This is a genomic window from Segatella copri (assembly GCF_009495355.1).
Classification (GTDB): Bacteria; Bacteroidota; Bacteroidia; order Bacteroidales; family Bacteroidaceae; genus Prevotella.
Genome location: NZ_VZAD01000020.1, coordinates 75,201 through 96,251, shown reverse-complemented (window position 1 = coordinate 96,251; position 21,051 = coordinate 75,201). Strand labels below are relative to the sequence as shown.

Here is a 21,051-nt window from a genome sequence, read left to right as displayed (position 1 = left end):
TCACATAAGCCGTTCTGTAAGAGACCATCAGGTGGTCTGTCTTGCCCGTCAAGTGAGCACTCAGTGAACAAGCGATGGGCATCGACTGAACAAGCGACGGGCATTGACTGAACAAGCGGTGGGCATTGATTGCCCGTGCGATGGGCACAGAGTGCCCAAAAGTCAGACGATTCTTGGGCACTCCTTGCAGATCGGTGGCTTTGCTTTTATGCATAATGGCTCATGACGATTTTGTGATACTTAGATAACGTTTTTTATGATACTTCTATCAGATTAATGATACTTCTATGATACTTCTATGATACTTCTTGTAAGATAATCCAAAATGTATCATTCTTCTATCTTGTTATATGTCAGTTATTTATCTTTACGTTCAGCAAAAAAATGATACTTTGACACTTTTTTCATAAAAAACTTTTACGTACGAGCACATACTCAACGATAAATCCCAAAAGTATCAGATATGAAATCTTATAGATACAAAAAATACAGTTAATCTTCCTTATGGAGAATCAACAGGAGCATAAAAAACATTCGCAGACGAGCAAGGATGCTGCGTCTGTGAATGTCGTAGAGGTTGTTGTCCCCATGATAGGGTATAAATTTACTGCTCAGTCCAGTCTGGATTCTGGGCAATGTCGTGATATTTGATCTCGCTCCATGGAATGGGGAGATAGTATTGCTTCTTGGCAAAATATCTCACATTCTTTGGTGACTTGTTCAAGTTGCTGATGGTGTATTTGGTGTTTGTCACCCTGCCATCTGCTGTTGTGACATCTATGCGCATCGCCTTTAGAGGATTGGTCTCGCCATTCATCTTCTGCTCTGCCACACCCCATCTGAAGAGATCCCAGTAGGTGGTTTCCTCGAAGGCCATTTCCACACGACGCTCGTTCTTGATGTCGTCGAGTGTAGGATTCTCAATGTCCGGCATGTGAACACGCTGACGGGTCTTGTTGACATACTCCTCGGCTAAGTCTGTGTTTCCTAAGTCATAGCAAACTTCGGCATAGTCGAGCAGAGCCTCTGCAAATCGCCAGATGATGAAGTTCTGTTTGCTGGCATAAGTATCGTTGTTGTCGATAGTCTGACTCTTGTCCACAAACTTGCCCATGTAATAACCCGTCTTGCTCACACCGGCAGAATAAGAGGAACCATAAGGAGTGATGTCGGCACCCGCCTTGTTGTTTGTATAGTGAATGTCCATCCCGTGGTTGCGATAGGTGCATCCATCATACAGAATGTTGGCATAGAAACGATAGTCTCTGTTGTCGTATGGATGCTGTGCATCGTAGGTCTTGCCAGGTTGCATGCCATACTCGTCCACATGGTTCTGGGTAGGAGTGTATGCTGCTGTATTTCCTGTAAAGAAAGGAGAGGCCGCGTCTCTATCGAGCTTATGACCAAACTTATTGGCAAAGTCGCCATCGTCAGAGTGCTGCACCTCAAGGATAGACTCCTGTGAGTTCTTGGTGAGGAAGATGTTGCGATAAGCTTCCTTGATCTCGTCCTGTGTGGTGGCAGAGATAGGGATGAGGCTATACTGGTTCAGAGCGAAGAGGTCTTCGTAAGCCTTCTTGGCCTTCTCCAGCATGATGTGCGACTGGTCGTCGGCAAAGCCTAAGTAGGTTAGTTCCTCACCCTTGTTCTGGAATACCTTACTGGCAGCCCAGAGGTAAGTTTTCGCCTTGAGCATGATAGCTGCACCCTTGGTGGCGCGACCTGTCTCGGTAGTGGCATGAGCCTGGGGAAGATACTTGGCAGCCTCATCGGCCTCAGCCACGATGAAGTCTACCATCTGCTGATAGCTTGCACGTGGGAACTTCTCTTCTTTAATCAGCGGATTATAAGTGTGGTCGATGAGAGTTACACCGCCAAACATTCTCCACAGCATATAATAGTAATAGCCACGCATGAAGTGCGCCTCACCGATGATGCGGTTCTTCTGGTCGCCATTGCTGATCTCGCCTAAGTTCTCCAACAAGGTGTTGATGGACTGAATCTGTGTAAAGTATTTGCTCCATGTAACACTTGCCCAGTTGGTGATTTGCTTTTCATTGCCTTTGAGGAGATCGCCATAGCCTCCAGAAAAGTAGCTGTTTTTTCCTACTGTAATCTGATCGCCAAACCAAGGCATAAAGTATCTCGACTTACTCTTCATCAACGATATTGTGCCGACGTAAGTATCGAAGCCATTGCTCATGTTGCGGTACCAGGAGCTCTCGTACTCGTCGAGAAGCTGAGGATTTCCCCATACCGACTTTTCGGAAATTTTGTTGAGAGGAGCATCCCTGAACAGGCTGTCGCAACTCGTCAGCACACCGGTGGTGGCTGCGAGTGTAATGATGGTTATGATTCTATTGAATTGTATTTTCATACTTTCTGTGTTCTATATATAATATAATGTGGTCTCGTTAGAAACCTAAGTTGAGAGTTACACCATAAGAGCGCTGGATAGGGTAGCCACGGAGTGACTCTGGGTCCATGCTCTTCAGACTGCTGATGGTGAAGAGGTTGCTTGCCTGCAAAGCGATGCTGAGCGAAGAAAGGCTCATCTTCTTGACGATACTGCCTGGGAAGTTGTAACCGAGGTTAAGCAACTTGAGGCGCACGAAATTACAGTCCTCAATCCAGAATGTAGATTCCTTGCGGTTGTTGTCATTTTTGGTGGCAATCTTCACGCGTGGATATTTGCCAGAAGGATTGCTCTCCGACCAACTGTCGGTAAGGTGATACTTCTGATATTTTGGCAAGGTTCCGTTTTCTATCGTATAGGAATCGGTAATGTTCTGCTTGTAGCCTGACTCGCCCTGGAAGATGGCATTGAGGAAGAAGCCTTTGTACTGCATTCCTATACGGAAGCTGAAGTCCATATCTGGGCGTGAAGAGTTTTTGACAAAGATTAAGTCCTTGGAGTCGAGAACACCATCCTCGTTCTGGTCTATGTATTTGATGTCACCAGGAGCCAAGGTGGCATTGCCACGTCCGTCCTGGTCGAGTGGCCAGTTGTCGATTTCTTCCTGGCTCTGGAAGAGACCTGCTGCCTGATACATTTTCCATGTCAGACTGCTGGTTCCCTTACGGCGAAGGTTGGGCAACTGATTGGTCTCATCGCCATAGTCGAGGTATTTGTCGTTGCTCTTTGACAGGTTGATTGACATATTGTACTTGAACTTGCCGATGGTGTTCTTGTGGCTGATAGTGAAGTCCCAGCCCCATGCCTTCAGCTTGCTGAAGTTCATAGAAGGATAGGCGCCATCGGTACCTGTAGAAGGAGGGAAGAGATAGTCGGGTGCTGATGTGATCTTGTTGGTCTCGTAACGTACGAAGTAATCGAAAGACACACCGATGCGGCCATTCCAGAAGCCCATGTCCAAACCGAAGTTATAGTCGTGGGTCTTTCCCCATGACAAATCGGTGTTAGGATAGGTCATGAGTGTGAATCCAGGACGGTAAACACCTGAGGAAGAACCCTTGCTGCCGAAGCTGTAACCATAGTTGGCAGACTCGGTGTAGTTCTTCAGATACGAATATGGTCCCACCGTTCCGTCGTTACCCAACCATCCTGTAGAGGCTCTCAGCTTGAGGTTAGAGATGACGCCCTGCTTCCAGGCTTTGAAGAATTCCTCATTAGAAACAACCCACGAACCAGAGAAAGAAGGGAAGAAGCCCCAGCGGTTGGAGGGCGAGAAGTTGGTAGAACCATCTACACGGAAGCTGAACTCGGCAAAGTACTTGTTGGCATAGCTGTAGTTGAGACGGCCGATGGTAGAGGCACGCTCGTTGATCGTCTCGTCACCATTGAGCTTTGAACTCTTGGCCACACCCATGGTCTCAGGCACGGAAGTCTTGTCGAGGTTTGTGCCAATCATTGACAGATTGTTGAGACGCTGGTAGTTCATGACCAGAGTGGCTCCTACGGTATGCTTTGCAGCAAAGGTGTTGTTGTAGTTGATACCAGCCTCATAAAGTTGGCTCTTATAGAAACGGTCGGCCTGTTCTAAGGTTGTCTTAGCCTTAGGGTAAACCGTATTCTGGTCGATGGCAAACTCTTCTGTGTTTGGGTTATAGGTATAGAGAGTTACAGGAGTGCTGTATCTCTTTTCTATACGATGGTTGTCATCGAAGGTTCCACGTACATAGGCATTCAGACCCTTTACCCAAGGAATGTCCCATCTCAGGTTGACATTCACAGTACCCATTCTTGACAGATCTTTGATGTATCCGCCCAAGCCACGAAGGTTGATGAGTGGGTTGCTTCCATCGATACTTGCCAACTCGCCATTGGTAAACTCGAATACCTGGAGGGGAGAATAGTTGTAGGCTGCATCGAGGGTTGTATAGCTGCTGTTCTTGGAATTTGTGTTGGATCCTGTATAGTCGACAGACAGAACGAGCCCCTTGGTTAGGGTGGCATCCAACTTCATAGAGTAGTTGATGCGGTCGCGACCAACACCACTATAGAGACCTTTAGAGTTGGCATAGCCCAAAGAGAGATAATATCTTACGTAAGAGTTGCCGCCACTTGCCGAAACAGCATGAGTGGTAGAGTAGCCCGTCTTGTCGAGATAGTCTAAGAGGTTGCTGTCGCCATAGACGTTGGGGTTGGCGTGAGTGCGGATCTCTTCCAACTGCTCCTCTGTATAAGGAGCCAGGGTGCTGGAAGGTGAATTGGCAATGGCCTGGTTGCGAAGCTTGGCAAACTCGTAGGCATCGAGGAACTCAGGCAGTTTGGTGGCTTCCTGGAGGTTGTACTGGCCACGGTAGTTGATGCGCAACTTCTGGTTGCCCTCAGCACGCTTGGTCTGTACGAGAATAACACCATTAGCGGCACGTGCACCATATACGGCAGCAGCGGCAGCATCTTTCAATACGGTGATACTCTCGATGTCATCGGGGTTGAGGTCAGAAAGACGAGTCTCACCATCAGAAGTAGTCGTACCGAATCTTGGCACACCATCGATGACGAGCAAAGGAGCTGAGTTAATACCACGGATATGAAGGGCAGCTTCCTTGGCTGTACTTGGGTCACCCGTAGAAGCCATGACCTGCAGACCAGCCACCTGTCCGGTAAGCGCATTGTCGAGGTTGGCGGTAGGCATCATGAGCAAGTCATCAGCCTTGATGGTCTCAATAGAACCTGTGATAGACGATTTCTTCTGAAGACCATAACCTATTACGACAAACTCGTCGAGATGCTGGGCGTCTTCTTCCAGTTTCACTTCTATCTGTTTGCCAGACTGAGCGCTTACCTCCTTGGTCTTGTAGCCAAGGAAAGAAATGACCAACTTACCCTGATGGGCAGGGATGGAGAAGTTGCCATCCACATCGGTGCTGGCACCTATCTTGGTGTCTTTCCACCTTACATAGGCACCAGTGACAGGCTCACCAGCCTGGTCGATCACCTTACCCTTGACGAAGTCCTGGGCGTTTGCAAATTGACATACCCACATGAAAGTAAGCATGAGTGCCCACTTCATGTAGTAGTGCAGTGTTTTGTTCTCTCTCATAAAAATATTTATTTTCAAATATATAACTTGTTCTGGGGAGAATTCGGGGAGAATTCTTTTTGAGGAATTCGGGGAGTTAAAGGAGTTAAGGAGTTAAAGGAGTTAAGACAACAGCTTTACTGCTGAGTATGCTTCCAAAAAGACTGTTGGCTTTAACTTCTGAGCGAAGCGTTATCTTCTTTAACTCCTTAACTCCTTTAAACTTCTGAACTTGCGAAAGTAGAGTTACTTATTGTTCAGCAACTTCTCCATGAGAAGAATCTGATAAGAGTAGAAGTCGCGGGTGCTGCCAGTAGCGGTAGCACGATAAGCACGATACTTGTTGAGTACACGCTGCAGGCTTCCTGTCATCAGGGCACCAGTCTCAGCATCGCTGAGCATGCTGCCACCATAATTGATACGTACGAAGCTGTCGGCCATATCGTTGGCATTGCAAATCTGTTGCGACATCTCGAGGTCGTTCTGCCACAACTGGTCGTCGGTGAGACCCTTGGTCTTCTTGCCTGTTTCGGTCTGCAAGCCAGTGCGCTGCATCATCAGATTGATGGCGTTAGACTGCAGAGCCTGCTCGGCATAAGAAAGTTTTCCACCCACAGGAGCCTTGAAGATCATGTTGGTCAGGTCGTTCATATAACCTTCGATGGTGTAGTTGGTGTTGGCATTTACCATTCCACCTTCCTTGATGCGATAGAGTGCTGTGGGGTTGAACAGTGAAGAAATGGTGCGCTTGCAGATGTTCTTGTTGACATCCAAACTCAGTTCCATCTTGTTCAGCAGGGCATGAGGTGTGAGCCAACTGTCGAAGCTGCGCATCTGTGCAAGCAGCCATGTGAGGGCTTCCTTCTGACGTGCCTTGTTGATGTAGTTCATGCTCTGAGCCTGACCGTCGCCCTGTCTGATCTCAGTATATTCGATGCCACCGATATAAGATGCCACATGGTTGATGTAGCGGGTGTACTGCTTGGTAACCTCACGATAGAGTTTCTCCAAGTCGTCGTATCTCTCGCCCTTCTCCATGGTCCAGTTCTCGAAGTTCTTCATCAGAATCTTCATGTTGCTGATACCATAGTTGCTGGCTTTGATATGGTCGTTTCCAAGGTCCTCGGTCAGGTCGGTTGGGTCTACAGTACCTAAAACCTGCTGAGCGCCAAACTGGAATTTCTTATCGTTGGCTTTTTCGGCAATCCATTTGTTAAGAGTAGCCACTTCCTCCTCAGGAGTATTGGCGCCCTTGATGATTCTGTAACCCCAGTTGATGGCATACTTGTCGTACACACCGATAACAGGAGGAGTAAGGCGCACGCCTTTCTCCAAATCGCCAGGCTGGGCGATGTAGTTGTTACGGGCATAGTCCATGATACTTGGTGTGGTGCCATACTGCTGTGTGAACTTAGGGTCTCTCAGCTGCTCAACGTCGAAAGCATAGCTGGCACCCATGTTGTGCATCAGACCCAGGGTATGACCAATCTCGTGGGCTGCTGCATAACGGATAGACTCGCGCATCACATCGTCATCGAAGGTGTTCTTGCGAACTCGCTTGTCTACAGCTGCGGTCTGGATGAAGCGCCAGTTGTGCAACAGCGATACGATGTTGTGATACCAGATGACGTCGGCTGTGAGAATCTCGCCGGTACGAGGGTCTTTATGACTTGGACCCATGGCATTGGCGGTAGATGTAACTGCATACTTGAAGCAGTTGTAGCGCATATCGTCTGGATCGAAGTCAGGATCGTTCTTGGGATAGTCTTTAGCAATGATGGCATTCTTGAAACCTGCCTGCTCGAAAGCCTGGTTCCAGTCTTCTATACCCGTCTTGATGGTTTCTCTCCACTTCTCAGGGAAGGCAGAGTCGACATAGAACACGATAGGTTTCTGTGGCTCTACCAGTTCGCCGGCAAAGTACTTGTCCATATCTTCGGGCTTGGGTTGCAGGCGCCATCTGTTGATGTAGGTCTTGCTCTCCACCTTGTCCTTAGAAGAACTATATATGTTCTTGTTTTTATTGAAGAAACCCACTCGGTTGTCCTGGTATCTCATAGGCATAGGATCCTCGGGCAGGACAAAGAGTGAACGGTGAACCTTCACAGAGTAAGGCTTTTTGACCATTCCTGTGGTGTTGAATGACAGGGTGCTCTCTATCTCAATATTCTTAGGGAAAGTCTTCACGAAGTCGATGCTGGAAGCATCGGCAGAGAAAGTACCCTTGATGGCATTGGCATCGCCGAAGAGTTTAGAAAAAACAGAAACCTCTTTCAGTGGAGAGATGTAAGCCTCGTTGGTGCCGAAGAAAGAAGTCACGTCAATAACGACATTGCCATTATTGCGAGCCACAATCTTGAAGCCTTTCATACGAGGATTCAAGAAATTCTTGTCGAAAGAAGCTGCGATAGGGTCGTTCTTGTCAACGACATTGTTACTCTGTATGAGGTTGATATACACGTTTCGCTCATCTTTAGAGAACTGTATGAGCAGAGGGGTATTGATCATCTGTCCTGCCACAAAATCCTGTGTGTCGCTTGTTGCTGCCATTCTGTTGGCAAGGATATACTGGTGACTGAATGCAGAGTCGGGCAATTCAAAATACAGCTTGCCACTTTTGTTGTTGTAGATGACAGTAAACAAGCCTGTATCTTTCTTTCCGCCCTTGGTGACTTTCGCGTAGTCTGTTTTGGTGGAATCCGACTTAGCAGTCAGTGAGTTAAGGTTCTTTTTTTTACTCTTGGCTTGGGTGGTAAGTGCGGGTGTCAAGCAGATGCTTGCAGCCAATACCAATGTGGATAATTTCATAATAAATGTTTTTTCTTTTCGTTTTATTCAGTACGTTAATGTTTAATGGCGCAAAGTTACGTATAAAAAATGTAAAAACAACCAAAGTAAATGAGAAAATATCGATTTGTAGCAGAATTAACAAAAAAAAGTAAGCGGATTGATAGGGAATTTTTGATAAACCTTCTCTTATTGCCCCATTTGTGAAAGTTGAGTATATATAATAAGGTATAGGGACGGAGAGAGTGATGGTAAAGAGCATAAAGTGATAAAAAATAATCGAAATTGCAATTTTTATCGACAAAAAGTTTGTAGATTGAAAGAAAAAGTGTAAATTTGCAATCGAAACAATAACGAAACAATATAATTCATAAATAATAAGCAAATGACAACATTCGTATCTTCAACAGCATGGTGGTGGCGTATCTCAAGATTGAAACAGTCGTGAGTCGATAAGCCGTGTGTGGATATGAATATCCTAAGAGAGATAGAAAAGGCCTGCCGTAACTTGCGACAGGTCTTTTTTCTTTAAGGTCTGTTACAGGTAAATGGAGGGTTTGAATGAAGATAACAACAAAAAATATAGGAGACAAAACTTATGGAAATGAAGGACATTTTGAACAGAATGTTGAATCATGAGGAACTTTCCCGAGAGGAAACCAAGAACATCATCGTTGGCATCACAAAGAGTGAGTTCCCCGAAGAACAGATCACAGCCTTGCTTACAGGCTTGCAGATGCGTGGTGTGACCGTGGACGAGTTGTTGGGCTTTCGTGACGGAATCCTGGCGACAGGAGTTCCTGCCATCCTCGACTGCGACAGATATATAGACGTAGTAGGAACGGGAGGCGACCGTAAGAATACATTCAATATCTCTACCACCTCGTGCTTCGTCATAGCAGGAGCCGGATATAAGGTGGCAAAGCATGGAAACTATGCTGCCACATCGGTAAGTGGAGCTTCCAATGTGATTCAGAATCATGGAGTACATTTCACCGATGATCTCGACAAACTCAACCGCTCCATCAATGAGGCTGGTATCGTGTACCTTCATGCACAGTTGTTTGCCAAGGCGATGAAGTTTGTCGGACCTATCCGCAAGGCCTTGCAGTTTCCTACCGTCTTCAATCTCTTAGGTCCTTTGGTCAACCCCAGCCAGCCTTCGTGCCAGTTGCTCGGAGTTGCCAATCTCGACCAGATGCGCCTCTATAACCAGGTATATCAGAAAATTGGCATCGACTATGGCATCGTCAACAGTATTGATGGATATGATGAGATTTCGCTGACCAGTGACTTCAAGGTAACAACCAACGACTATGAGCGCATCTTCAAACCTCAAGACTTAGGTTTCGAGACAGCCAAACCGGAAGAGGTTAGAGGTGGAGCTACCGAAGAGGAGGCAAAGGACATCTTTGATGCCGTACTTGAAAACCGAGCACTTCCTGCCCAGAAGAATATCGTTTTGGCAAATGCAGCCTTCGGTATCCAGGTGATGGAGAAGGGCAAGAAGAGCATAGAGGAGTGTGTGGAAATAGCACGCGAGAGTATAGACTCGGGCAAGGCACTTGCCACCTTCAAGAAATTCGTGGAACTGAATAGTTAAAGGTAAAAAGGTAAAAAAGTAAAAAGGTAAAAAAGTAAAAAGGTAGAACATGGCTGATATATTAGAAGAAATCGTAGCTCATAAACGAATCGAGATAGAACAGCGCAAGCGCTTCATCTCTCCGCGCCAGATGATAACGCTGACCGACAGGAAGATAAAGGCTGACGAGGGACTTACTCCCGGAGGCAGCATGCGTGACGCCTTGATGTCATCATCCACAGGTATTATAGCCGAGTTCAAGCGCAAGTCGCCCAGCAAGGGATGGATCAAGGAAGAAGGCAAGGCGAGCGTTATTCCTTTGGCCTATCAGCAGAATGGAGCTTCGGCATTGAGTATTCTTACCGATATTGACTATTTCGGAGGCTACGACGAGTATATACAGGAGGCGCGCCATGTGGGTGTTACCTTACCTATATTATATAAGAACTTCGTCGTAGAGGAATATCAGCTTTTGCAAGCCCGCTATTGTGGCGCCTCGGCTGTGCTTCTGATTGCTGCCTGTCTGACAAAGCAGGAATGTAAAGATCTTCTGAATATGGCGCATCAGTTGGGACTGGAAGTCTTGTTGGAGATGCATAACGACCAGGACTTCGAATATGCTGAGTTGGAGCCCGATATGTATGGCATCAACAACCGCAACCTTGGAACTTTCGTTACGAATGTGGAGAACAGTTTCCGTCTGGCAGAGCAGTTGCCCAAGGATGTATGCAGAGTGAGCGAAAGCGGTATCTCTAATCCCGAAGTCGTGAGAAGGCTTCGTGAGGAAGGCGGTTTCCGAGGCTTCCTGATGGGAGAACAGTTTATGAAACAAGCCGACCCGGGCATAGCCCTGAATGAGTTTATTGCCAATTTGTAATTTTAAAAGTAGAACCGTCTTTAAAGAATCATGATTATAAAGGTATGTGGCATGCGCGATGCCGACAACATTCGCGACATTTCTGCATTAGGAGTCGACATGATAGGACTGATTTTCTATCCTCCGTCACCCCGATATGTGCAGCAGTTCAGCAGTGGGGCTGGCATTATTCCCGACTATGCACCCGACATGGGAAAGACACCACTCAGGGTAGGTGTCTTTGTAGACGATATGCCTCAGAATATAGTGACAAGAGTCTATAATTACAAACTCGACTATATTCAGTTGCACGGCAACGAACCACGCGAGACATTGGAGAACCTGCGTGCCACTATCGACCCCGATATCAAACCCAAAATCAAGATAATCAAGGCCATCAGTGTAAGTTCGGCCGAAGACATTAAAAAATATAAGGAATATGTAGGAGCTGCCGACCTCTTCCTCTTCGACACCAAATGCAAGACTGTGGGTGGAAGTGGTGAGCAGTTTGATTGGCAAGTCCTGCAGGCTTATGATGGCGATGTGCCATTCCTACTGAGTGGTGGCATCGGACCCGATGATGCAGAGCGTATCAAGAACTTTCATCATCCCAAGTGCATAGGCATCGACCTCAACTCGAAGTTCGAGATTGAGCCAGCACTCAAAGATGTAGAGAAACTCAAGCAATTCCTTGTAAAGGTAAAAAAGTAAAAAGGCTTTTTAAAGGTAAAAAGGTAAAAAAGTAAAAAAGTAAAAAGAACAATGAACAAGATAAATCAACTATTTGAAAGTCGTAAAGACCGCAAGCTGCTGAGCTTGTATTTCTGTGCCGGTTGTCCCACTCTCGAAGGCACGGGCGATGTCATCAAGGCAATGGAACGTCATGGCATCGATATGATAGAGGTGGGCATACCTTTCAGTGACCCTTTGGCCGACGGACCAGTCATTCAGAGTGCCGGAACGCGGGCTCTGAAGAACGGTATGACCGTGAAGACTCTCTTCGGACAACTGAAAGCCATCAAGGGCGAAGTAAGCCTTCCTCTTGTGCTGATGGGCTATCTCAACCCAATCATGCACTTTGGCATCGAGGCTTTTTTCAAAGAATGTATTGAGGCTGGAGTGAGTGGAACCATTATTCCCGACCTGCCTTTCGACGACTATCTCAAGGTGGTGAAACCTATAGCCGACAAGTATGACATTCGTGTCATAATGATGATAACTCCAGAAACCAGCGAGGAGCGAATCCGCTTTATCGACGAGCATACAGACGGATTTATCTATATGGTCAGTTCGGCAAGTATCACTGGCGCTCAAAGTAGTTTCGGTGATGCCAAACTCGCTTACTTCAACCATATCAACGGCATGAAGCTTCGCAATCCCCGAATGATAGGTTTCGGTATCAGCAACAAGCAGACTCTCACCAGTGCCCAGGACAATGCAGCGGGAGCCATCATAGGAAGCAAGTTTGTTACCTTGCTCAATGAAACGCTTGACCCAGACAAGGCACTCGATGAACTCTTTGAGGCACTGAAAAAATAAGTGAAGAACGAAGAGTGAAGAGTGAAGAATTCATCTGTTTCGTTTGTGGCACAAGGGTGAAAGTCTAATTTAATATTTAACATTTAACATTTAACTCACGATGTATCAAGTTGACGATAAAGGATTTTTTGGAAAATTCGGTGGCGCATACGTGCCAGAGATATTATATAAATGTGTGACAGAACTGCAGCAGGCCTACAAGCCTATCATCGAGAGCGAGGAGTTCAAGAAAGAATACCATCAGTTGCTCAGAGACTATGTAGGCCGTCCTTCACCTCTCTATTATGCCAAGCGCATGAGCGAGAAGTATGGTTGCCAGCTCTATCTGAAGCGTGAGGACCTGAACCATACAGGAGCACACAAGATCAACAATACCATCGGACAGATTCTGATGGCAAAGAAGATGGGCAAGACCCGTATCATCGCAGAGACAGGAGCCGGTCAGCACGGTGTGGCAACAGCCACCGTCTGTGCCTTGATGGATATGAAGTGCGAAATCTTTATGGGAGCTACAGATGTGGAGCGTCAGCACACCAATGTGGAGCGTATGAAGATGTTGGGTGCCAAGGTGAATCCTGTGCGCACGGGCAACATGACCTTGAGTGATGCCTGTTCGGAGGCTATACGTGACTGGTGCTGTCATCCACAAGATACTTTCTATATCGTAGGAAGCACCATGGGTCCTCATCCTTATCCAGACATTGTGGCAAAGATGCAGAGTGTCATCTCCGAGGAACTGAAATGGCAGTTGCAGGAAAAGGTGGGTCGCGATTATCCCGATTACCTCATCGCCTGTGTGGGCGGAGGCAGCAATGCGGCAGGTACCATTTATCATTATATTGATGATGAGCGCGTTCAGATTTATCTTGCCGAGGCAGCAGGACATGGAATCGACACCAACTATACAGCAGCTACCATGCATTGCGGAACAGAAGGTATTATCCATGGAGCGAGAACACTCGTGATGCAGACTGAGGACGGACAGATAGAGGAAGCCTTTACCATCAGCGCAGGTCTCGACTATCCTGGTATCGGACCCATGCATGCTGACTTGGCAACCCGTGGCCGCAGTCATGTGCTTGCCATCAAGGACGACGAGGCTATCTATGCCGGTTATGAGTTGACGCGAATGGAGGGAATCATCCCTGCCATAGAGAGTGCTCATGCTGTGGCTGCGCTGAAGAAAATGAAGTTCAAGAAAGACGATGTCGTTGTCCTGACAGTGAGCGGTCGAGGTGACAAGGATGTTGAAACTTATTTGTCTCATAAAGAAATGGCAAAAGAATATGGCAACTTTTAATTATACGACCCAAACACGTAAGATTCTCGCTGACCTCTATACACCGGTGGGAGTCTATATGCGATTACGAGATATTTATCCACAGTCGGCGTTGATGGAGAGTTCCGACTATCATGGTACAGAGAACTCGCGTTCCTTTATCGGTGTGCACCCCATAGCAAGCATCGCCGTAGGACATGGAGTGGTGACAGCCACCTATCCCGACGGAAGAGTGGAGGAAAAAGAGTTGCCCGCCTTCGGTGAGGGCAAGGGAGAAGAATGTAAACTCGCCATCTCGAAGGCCTTCAATGACTTTATCCAGGCTTTCCATGTAGAGGGAGAGGGCAGTGATTGCTGCGGGCTGTATGGTTTCACTACCTTTAATGCCGTGCGCTACTTCGAGAACATTCCCGTGAAGGATACGACGATGGAGAAGAACGATGCACCTGATATATATTATATAATGTATAAGAACATCATCGTCTTCGACCATTTCAACAACACCATGCAACTCATCACCCTCGGTGAGGAGGCAGAGCTCGATGCGCTCATGAAAGCCATCAACAAGGCCAATGTGAAGCCTTACGATTTCCATCCTGTAGGCAAGACTACTTCCACCCTTACCGATGAGGAGCATAAGGCAAATATCCGCCGATGCATACAGCATTGTCTGAGAGGCGATGTGTTCCAGATTGTGGTAAGCCGCAGGTTTGTGCAGAAGTATGAGGGCGATGACTTCAAACTCTATCGAGCCCTTCGCAGCATCAATCCGTCGCCTTATCTTTTCTACTTCGACTTTGGCGGTTTCCGCATCTTCGGCTCATCGCCCGAGACCCACAACCGTATTGTCGGTGACAAGGCTTTCATCGACCCAATAGCAGGAACCACCAAGCGTACAGGCAACATGGAGCAAGACCGCAAGGCAGCAGAGTTCCTGCGCAACGATCCCAAGGAAAATGCCGAGCATGTGATGTTGGTGGACTTGGCACGCAACGACTTGAGCCGCAACTGTCATGGAGTAAAGGTTGATTTCTATAAGGACATGCAGTTCTATAGTCATGTGATTCATTTGGTGAGCAGAGTGAGCGGCACGCTTGATGAGCAGGCCGATCATATCAAGGCTTTTATCGATACCTTCCCGGCAGGAACATTGAGTGGAGCGCCCAAGGTGAGAGCCATGCAGATTATCTCAGAGCTGGAGCCGCACAACCGAGGTGCCTATGGCGGTTGCATCGGTTTCATCGGACTCAATGGCGACTTGAACCAGGCTATTGTCATCAGAACCTTTATCAGCCGTAACGGTGAACTATGGTTGCAGGCAGGAAGTGGCGTCGTGGCAAAGAGCAACGACCAGTATGAGTTGGAAGAATGCAACAACAAACTGGGAGCCTTGACCAAGGCAATTCATATTGCAGAAGAGCTATAGAAGAGTGAAGAATGAAGTGTGAAGAATTCAAATGCTTCAAGTAAACACTACACATTAAACATTATAAAGATGAAAATAGTAATCATAGATAATTATGACTCCTTTACCTACAATCTTGCCCATCTGGTAAAGGAATTGGGAGCCGATGTAACCGTTTACCGCAACGACCAGTTTCAGTTGCGTGAACTCGACCGGTTCGACAAGATCATATTGAGTCCTGGCCCTGGCATTCCTTCAGAGGCAGGCCTGCTGATGGATGTCATCAAGACCTATGCAGGCAGAAAGCCCATGTTGGGAGTATGCTTAGGTCATCAGGCAATAGGCGAGGCTTTTGGTGCCAAACTCACCAATCTGTCGGAGGTTTATCATGGTGTGGCAACACCTTGCACCCAGTTTGGCAACGACCCTATCTTTGCCGGTATGGAGAAGCGTATAGAGATAGGGCGTTATCACTCGTGGGTGGTTGACCGCAGCGGTTTCCCCGATTGTCTGGATGTCACAGCCGTGAGCGATGATGGCTGTATCATGGGATTATGCCACAAGAACTACGACATTCATGGCATCCAGTTCCATCCCGAGAGTGTATTGACACCCCAGGGAAAAACAATCGTCAAGAACTGGTTGGAGATGTAAATGCTTAGTGGAATTCTGAAGTTTTACGCATAGGTGCCATTGATTGCAATCATCAGGCCCAAGAAGTTTCGGAAGTAGAAATATTTTCTAATCAAGACCTTCTCCAATTCTCCAAATGGTTATTGATTGCAATCAATGCTTGCTTTTTTGCTGATATTGACATTTTTGCAGATGGTGTTTTCTATTATATCTGCAGAAAATGCCATTTTCTTGTCGGTACAGGATATGTTTTCGAAGGTGAAGTGGTAGAGGCGATACTTGTCGCTTGTGCCCACATCGAAGAAGTTGTCGCAGTCCATGTGGATGTTCTTCATCGTGATGTTGTTGCATTGGCTCAGAGGCATGTCCTCTCTGTCGCCAGGCTTGAAGAACTGAGTCCATGGACGAATGGTAAGGAAACTTCCTGTGGTTCCGCTGATATTGTCGACTGTGACATACTCGTAATGTTGCGGTGTGTCGGGACGCAGTTTGAGCCATAACATGCGCTTGGCATTCTTTACGGTGATGTCGCGAAGCACGATGTTGCGGTCGCTCACGCTCTCGCTTCCTAAGGTGAGGCATCCATGAACCTTGCCGTAGTTGCAACGTTGTATCAAGACATTGTATACCGGTCCGTTCTCGGGTGATTGGTCTGCCCATGTGCCTTTTCCTCCCTTGATGGCAATAGCATCATCGTTGACACTCATGTAGCAGCCTTCCACCAGCACATCATGACAAACATCTATATCAATGGCATCGCTGCTGGGAGCCCTTAATCCCTGAGTAGGAGCGAAGATGTAGCAGTCGAGAAACCGCACATGGTCGCAGCGATAGATGTGATTGGTCCAGAAAGCGCTGTTCTGTAAATGCACGTCCTGAAGAGTCACGTTCGAGGAATTGCTGATGTATACGAGTCTTGGACGCTGTGCATCCTTGTTGGTGCAACGGCTGTTCCACTGACGTCGAATCCAGAACTCTTCCCAATAATGTTTGCCATTTCCGTCGATGGTTCCCTTTCCGGCAATGGTGAAGCCATCGCAGTGGTCGGCATTGATGAAGGCGGAGAAGTATTTGCAGGTCTCGCCTTCGATTCGTGTCGTGAGTATGGGGAAGTTGACGATGCGGTCGCTTGCCTTCAACTTGCCTCCTTCGGATAGGAGCAGATGAGTCTTGGGACGGAAGAAGAGGGCGCCACTGAGGAAAGTGCCTTCCGGTATGACGACGACGCCTCCTCCATTCTTTGAGGCGAGGTCGATGACTCCCTGTATGGCGCTGGTCTGCAACAAAGTACTGTCATTCTTAACTCCGTAATCGGTGATGACATACTGTTTGCCCAAGGTGTCTGTATTCACTTTTTGGGCCTGCAGGAACCAAGTGTCCATCTTCGTGCCGTCGGGCCAGAGCTCTGTCTTAGCCTTCCTTGCCTTCTTCTGCTTCTTGGAAGCATTGGCGCTCAGTGGCATGAGCGCCACCAAGCAAGCCAATACATATAGATATACTCTCATGTATTTTACCTTTTTACTTTTTTACCTTTTTACTTTTTACTTTTTTACCTTTTTACTTTTTTACCTTTAAAAGTTTGTAGTATTCAGCAGCACCCAACAGGAGGCATCCTGTGCCGTAGTCCTCGAAATCGGGAACAGACGTAAAGGTGACAGGCTGTCCAGCCGATGGGTCCTTGCCAGTGCCCTGGTTGTAACCGATGAAACCATCTTCATGAACCGATGCAGCCAGCGCCTTCCATGCCTTGTCCATAGCTTTCTGATAAGTGGCAGCAGGCAGAATGCCCTGTCTCACGCCCCATGCCATTCCGTAGAGGAAGAGACCTGTACCCGTCATTTCAGGGCCGCCATAGTTGGCAGGGCAAACGAGGCTTACATTCCAGTATCCATCCTCGCGCTGGCATTTCAGCAGAGCTTTGCTCATGTTGATGAAGTCTTTTTTCAGATATTGGTAGTTCTTGTCGTTGGCAGGCAATGTCTCCATCACGCGAACCAAGGCTGCGTAAACCCAGCCATTGCCACGGCTCCAGTAACAGTTGCTGCCGTCTTTCTCCTTGTAGGGAGGAACGTAGTCCTTGTCTCTCCACCACAAACCTTCCTTCTCGTTGAACAGTCCGCCTGCCAGTGTGTCGCGTGTCCACTTGTAGGAGTTCATGGCATAGTCGAGATACTTTTTCTCGCCGCTGACTTTTGCATATTTTGCATATATAGGCATAGCCATCTGTATGGCATCGATCCATGTCCAGTAAGAAACACGGTTGGATGCAATCTGATGGTCGAGGTTTGCCTTCACATGACTTAAATCTTTCTTTCCTCCGCTCTGTACGTAGCGGTCGATGTAAACCTGCATGCAGCATTGGTTGTCGGCATTGTCGTTGGTTTCTCCGCTGCGAGCCTGCCACTTGTGATAGTCAGCCCAGCAATCTGTATAGTCGAGATATTTCTGCTGAGGGTCAATCTCGTAGAGTGCCATGAGTCCCTCGTAGTACACGGCGCGTGTCCACAGGTTGCTGGTACGTACTCGTTTGACAAAGGTATCGAGTGTAGGGTCGCTGTACTTTGCCATGAAATAGTTGTTGGTGCGATGAGCCACCTCCATGATTTCCTTTTTCAGGTTTGTTACGTTTCTATGAACTTTCTGGGCTGAGGCAAAGCTCATACCCATGAGTACACAGAGTGATGTTAAGATCAGTTTTTTCATTTGTTGAGTTGTTTATTTGTTTTGTTGTTTATTCAGTTTATGTTTATTTTACTTCCACCAGCTTGACGGTGCTGTTGAGTCCGCTTGGCACAGGTTCCCACTTGTTGTAGGTGGTTTTCTTGTAATTGATGTCTACGACGTTGATTTCCTTCATCTTGCGCCATTTCACACCTTCGCGGTCGAGTGCAGCAATGCGGTTGGCAGGCAGGTTGGTCACTTCTATGCGGATGGTGTTCTTGCCCTTCGACAGTGCATCCTTGCAGTGGAGAATGTAAGGCACAGCCCAGGCGCAGCCTATGTAATGGCCGTTGATGTAGACTCGGGCACTTTCGCGCACGTCGCCCAAGTCGATGCTCCATTGTTTCTTGGCTTGCTCTTTCGACAGCTTGAACGTTGTCTCGTAAACGCCAGTTCCCATCGTCACCTGGGCCTTGTCGCTGAGGCTCTCCCATGTCTTGAGACCCTGCAGGCTGAAGGTTTCCTCTACCTTGGGTGCTTCCTCAGTGAAGGAGAGCTTCCAGGTGTTGGCGGTGAGGTCGATGCTTTCACCCTTGTCTATGGTTTGAGGTTCGGTCTTTGCCAGGCGCAGTTTCTTGTCTTGCAACCAGGGTGCCGACTCTTTCTGTGCACTGAGGAGGATTCTGCTTTCGCCACTTTTGAGGTTGATATCCAGTTCTCCGTGGTCGTTTATCACGGCAGCATGGTAAGAACCGTTCATCGGATTGTACCACAGCGCAGCATTCTCTCCTGTAGCTATAGGCACTTGAGCCTTGATGTCGTGGTCGGTGAGGTTGGCGATGAAGTAGTGATGGCCGTACTTGTTGTTGCGTCGTATCAGCTTCAGTCCATATTGTTTTCTCATCAACTCAGGGTTGGCAGCCTTTGCCATCGCCTCAGTGTTGTCGCCCTTGATAATCTTGGCTCCCTGCGCTTTCAGCTGTGAGATGTGCTCTATCACGTCACTTGGCATGATGTTGTTGCCGGGAATGATCAGCGCCTTATAGCATGTTCCTGCAGCAGTTTCTATCATTCCGTTCTTATAAGTACACGTGCGCAGGTATTGGTCGCTGATGTAGTCGCAGTCGAATCCGGCCTTGTCGATATCGAGGATGCACTTGATAAACTCGGGAGCCTTCTTCGCCATGCCGTGAATGTCGAACATCATGAGCCATTTCTTGGTATTGGTGCGCCACATGTCTCTTACGGGCAGATACACCAAGAAGTCGTTGTCGGGCTGTCCCCATTGCAGATAGGTCTGACAGTGGGTGATGTATTTCATCAGTTCGGGTGCGTCGCGCCAGATACTGTTGGTGGGGCTCATGTCGATGGAGGCATAGAATTTCCATCCTGGCCATGGATCGTTCTTGGGCGAATAGGCTGTGCCGTGGAAGAACATGTGGTTCACACCGGCACAGAACATCAGGTCCATGTCGGGTTTCATCTGACTCAGCGACGTGCGGAAATGTTCGGTGAGCCAGGTGAAAGTCTCGCTTGATGTATATTTCTTGCCCGTGATGTGGGCGGCCGAAGGAGCATATTTCAGCATGCTCAGGTCGCTGAAGTTGGGACGTGTCTTTCCCGGATCCTTTCGCAGGCCCTTGATGCCGAAGTCGGTCAGTCCGAAGCCTTCTATCTCAGGAATGTCGACAGCAGCATAGCAGTCAATGAGGTTGGCAGGTGAGCCATGTGCCTGGTTGCGTGTGATGGCTCCGTGCTTGTGCGCCCATGCTGTCCATTGTTCGGTGAAATTGTGCAGCAGCATCTCTCCCAAGGTCTCGCGATAATCGCTCACAACGATAGCGTCGCCATCCAGAAACTCGGGGAACTTGTCCTGCAACTTGTAGCCGTGCATATTTTCAAACTCAGTCAGCAGGGTAGGAGTCCAGTTGGCGCCATACACCTCGTAGCTGTCGTTGAAGAAAGTATGTGGAAAAGGTGTTCCCGAAGCCGTGAAGGCGCTGTCGATATGTGCCAGATAATGGGCTACGGCAGTAGAGTCGAAGTGGTCGATGACGTAGCCTTCGCCTCCAGGCGCAGCGCGCTTCACCATCTGTCGGGTGCGGCTCTCGTAGAGAGCGATGACGCGTTTCTTCTTGGTGGCTCCTGCCACAGGATAAGCCTTGATGACTTTCAGCTTGGCGAAGTTGCGCTCTTTCTCGGGCAGGGTGAAGTTGATGTCCATGAGTTTCTTCTTGACATCTACAATGGTGTCGACGAATACAGCCTTGCAGGCAGCCTCGCTCAGTGGAACCCAAGGTCCGCCGAAAGGCCATCCTGTTCCAGTTGCCATATCGGTCTCAATGCCCAATTTCTTGTCTTTCTTTTCCACGAATCTGAGCATCTCCATCCATCGTGGCGAGAGGTAAGGTATGTCGTTCTTGTCGTTTCCCTGTACGCCATAGAGTGGAGTTATCTCCACTGCGCCTATGCCAGCCTTGGCATATTGGTCGAGATTCCATCCCAAGTTCTCCTTGTCGACGGCCGATCCCATCCACCACCATCTTATACCAGGTTTGGCTTCCTGTGTGGGGGAAGGCAAGAACTGAGCCTGTGCGCTGACTGCTGTGAGCAGCGCGCTGGTGAGGCATGTTGCAATAAGTCTTTTGCGTTGTTGTCTGATCATATCGATTATAATAGCCTTTAAGTTTTTATTTCTTTTGCAAAGATAATGCAAATCGAATGCAGAATATCAAGCTTGCTTGAATATTATGCTGAGATGCAGCTTATCTTCTGCAAAGATAGGTATAATTGTTCAATAAAGCATAAGAAATCGTCCAT

At 47.8% G+C, this 21,051-nt stretch carries 14 protein-coding genes; 7 read left to right on the top strand and 7 right to left on the bottom strand.

The genetic code is table 11. From position 1 onward, the window contains the following. The 4 genes from F7D20_RS02355 to F7D20_RS02340 form a co-directional block, all read right to left on the bottom strand. On the bottom strand, positions 1-214 hold a 214-nt coding region (locus F7D20_RS02355), incomplete at its 3' end, for a hypothetical protein (protein WP_158462687.1). 390 nt (positions 215-604) lie between these two features. Next, positions 605-2,377 (bottom strand): RagB/SusD family nutrient uptake outer membrane protein, encoded by a 1,773-nt coding sequence (locus F7D20_RS02350; RefSeq protein ID WP_158462686.1) that lies wholly within the window; start codon positions 2,375-2,377, stop codon positions 605-607. 37 nt (positions 2,378-2,414) lie between these two features. Then, positions 2,415-5,465, bottom strand: coding sequence for a SusC/RagA family TonB-linked outer membrane protein (locus tag F7D20_RS02345; protein ID WP_228114078.1), 3,051 nt, complete (start codon positions 5,463-5,465; stop codon positions 2,415-2,417). Between the two features lie 270 nt (positions 5,466-5,735). Beyond that, a complete protein-coding gene (locus F7D20_RS02340) occupies positions 5,736-8,297 on the bottom strand; it encodes a zinc-dependent metalloprotease (RefSeq protein WP_158462685.1) in 2,562 nt (853 codons plus the stop codon). Positions 8,298-8,874: 577 nt separating this feature from the next. On the opposite strand from F7D20_RS02340, the gene trpD reads away from it, so the two are divergent. From trpD to F7D20_RS02305, 7 genes are all read left to right on the top strand, one after another. Then, positions 8,875-9,879 (top strand): anthranilate phosphoribosyltransferase, encoded by a 1,005-nt coding sequence (gene trpD / locus F7D20_RS02335; RefSeq protein ID WP_194253473.1) that lies wholly within the window; start codon positions 8,875-8,877, stop codon positions 9,877-9,879. A gap of 49 nt (positions 9,880-9,928) precedes the next feature. Beyond that, complete coding sequence (trpC, locus tag F7D20_RS02330; RefSeq protein WP_158462683.1) at positions 9,929-10,735, top strand: indole-3-glycerol phosphate synthase TrpC; 807 nt, start codon at positions 9,929-9,931, stop codon at positions 10,733-10,735. A 30-nt stretch (positions 10,736-10,765) separates the two neighbouring features. Further along, positions 10,766-11,425 carry a phosphoribosylanthranilate isomerase gene (locus F7D20_RS02325; RefSeq protein ID WP_158462682.1) on the top strand — a complete coding sequence of 220 codons (660 nt, stop codon included), beginning with the start codon at positions 10,766-10,768 and terminating at the stop codon, positions 11,423-11,425. A 51-nt stretch (positions 11,426-11,476) separates the two neighbouring features. Further along, the gene (trpA, locus tag F7D20_RS02320) at positions 11,477-12,253 is read left to right on the top strand and encodes a tryptophan synthase subunit alpha (RefSeq protein WP_158462681.1); all 777 of its coding nucleotides are present in this window, start codon (positions 11,477-11,479) and stop codon (positions 12,251-12,253) included. A 100-nt stretch (positions 12,254-12,353) separates the two neighbouring features. Beyond that, positions 12,354-13,553: a tryptophan synthase subunit beta gene (trpB, locus tag F7D20_RS02315; RefSeq protein ID WP_158462680.1), complete on the top strand. Its 1,200-nt coding sequence runs from the start codon at positions 12,354-12,356 to the stop codon at positions 13,551-13,553. Beyond that, positions 13,540-14,958: an anthranilate synthase component I family protein gene (locus F7D20_RS02310; RefSeq protein ID WP_158462679.1), complete on the top strand. Its 1,419-nt coding sequence runs from the start codon at positions 13,540-13,542 to the stop codon at positions 14,956-14,958. The genes trpB and F7D20_RS02310 overlap by 14 nt, the downstream gene beginning before the upstream one ends. Positions 14,959-15,027: 69 nt before the next feature. Continuing rightward, complete coding sequence (locus F7D20_RS02305; protein ID WP_022251269.1) at positions 15,028-15,591, top strand: anthranilate synthase component II; 564 nt, start codon at positions 15,028-15,030, stop codon at positions 15,589-15,591. A gap of 119 nt (positions 15,592-15,710) precedes the next feature. Here F7D20_RS02305 and F7D20_RS02300 read toward each other — a convergent pair whose 3' ends face one another. The 3 genes from F7D20_RS02300 to F7D20_RS02290 all read right to left on the bottom strand — a co-directional run bounded on the left by F7D20_RS02300 (position 15,711) and on the right by F7D20_RS02290 (position 20,896). Continuing rightward, positions 15,711-17,033 carry a rhamnogalacturonidase gene (locus F7D20_RS02300; RefSeq protein ID WP_194253474.1) on the bottom strand — a complete coding sequence of 441 codons (1,323 nt, stop codon included), beginning with the start codon at positions 17,031-17,033 and terminating at the stop codon, positions 15,711-15,713. Positions 17,034-17,127: 94 nt separating this feature from the next. Next, on the bottom strand, positions 17,128-18,273 hold the full coding sequence (locus F7D20_RS02295; protein WP_158462677.1) for a glycoside hydrolase family 88/105 protein: 1,146 nt from the start codon (positions 18,271-18,273) through the stop codon (positions 17,128-17,130). Between the two features lie 43 nt (positions 18,274-18,316). Beyond that, complete coding sequence (locus tag F7D20_RS02290; protein WP_158462676.1) at positions 18,317-20,896, bottom strand: glycosyl hydrolase; 2,580 nt, start codon at positions 20,894-20,896, stop codon at positions 18,317-18,319. Between the last annotated feature and the right edge of the window lie 155 nt (positions 20,897-21,051).

Excerpts from the sequence above, each read along its gene's own strand:
- F7D20_RS02295 (WP_158462677.1), bottom strand. The coding sequence starts at position 18,273 with ATGAAAAAACTGATCTTAACATCACTCTGTGTACTCATGGGTATGAGC.
- trpB (WP_158462680.1), top strand. The coding sequence starts at position 12,354 with ATGTATCAAGTTGACGATAAAGGATTTTTTGGAAAATTCGGTGGCGCA.
- F7D20_RS02305 (WP_022251269.1), top strand. The coding sequence starts at position 15,028 with ATGAAAATAGTAATCATAGATAATTATGACTCCTTTACCTACAATCTT.
- F7D20_RS02345 (WP_228114078.1), bottom strand. The coding sequence starts at position 5,465 with ATGCTTACTTTCATGTGGGTATGTCAATTTGCAAACGCCCAGGACTTC.
- F7D20_RS02325 (WP_158462682.1), top strand. The coding sequence starts at position 10,766 with ATGATTATAAAGGTATGTGGCATGCGCGATGCCGACAACATTCGCGAC.
- trpC (WP_158462683.1), top strand. The coding sequence starts at position 9,929 with ATGGCTGATATATTAGAAGAAATCGTAGCTCATAAACGAATCGAGATA.
- trpA (WP_158462681.1), top strand. The coding sequence starts at position 11,477 with ATGAACAAGATAAATCAACTATTTGAAAGTCGTAAAGACCGCAAGCTG.
- trpD (WP_194253473.1), top strand. The coding sequence starts at position 8,875 with ATGGAAATGAAGGACATTTTGAACAGAATGTTGAATCATGAGGAACTT.
- F7D20_RS02350 (WP_158462686.1), bottom strand. The coding sequence starts at position 2,377 with ATGAAAATACAATTCAATAGAATCATAACCATCATTACACTCGCAGCC.
- F7D20_RS02310 (WP_158462679.1), top strand. The coding sequence starts at position 13,540 with ATGGCAACTTTTAATTATACGACCCAAACACGTAAGATTCTCGCTGAC.
- F7D20_RS02340 (WP_158462685.1), bottom strand. The coding sequence starts at position 8,297 with ATGAAATTATCCACATTGGTATTGGCTGCAAGCATCTGCTTGACACCC.
- F7D20_RS02300 (WP_194253474.1), bottom strand. The coding sequence starts at position 17,033 with ATGCCACTGAGCGCCAATGCTTCCAAGAAGCAGAAGAAGGCAAGGAAG.
- F7D20_RS02290 (WP_158462676.1), bottom strand. The coding sequence starts at position 20,896 with ATGATCAGACAACAACGCAAAAGACTTATTGCAACATGCCTCACCAGC.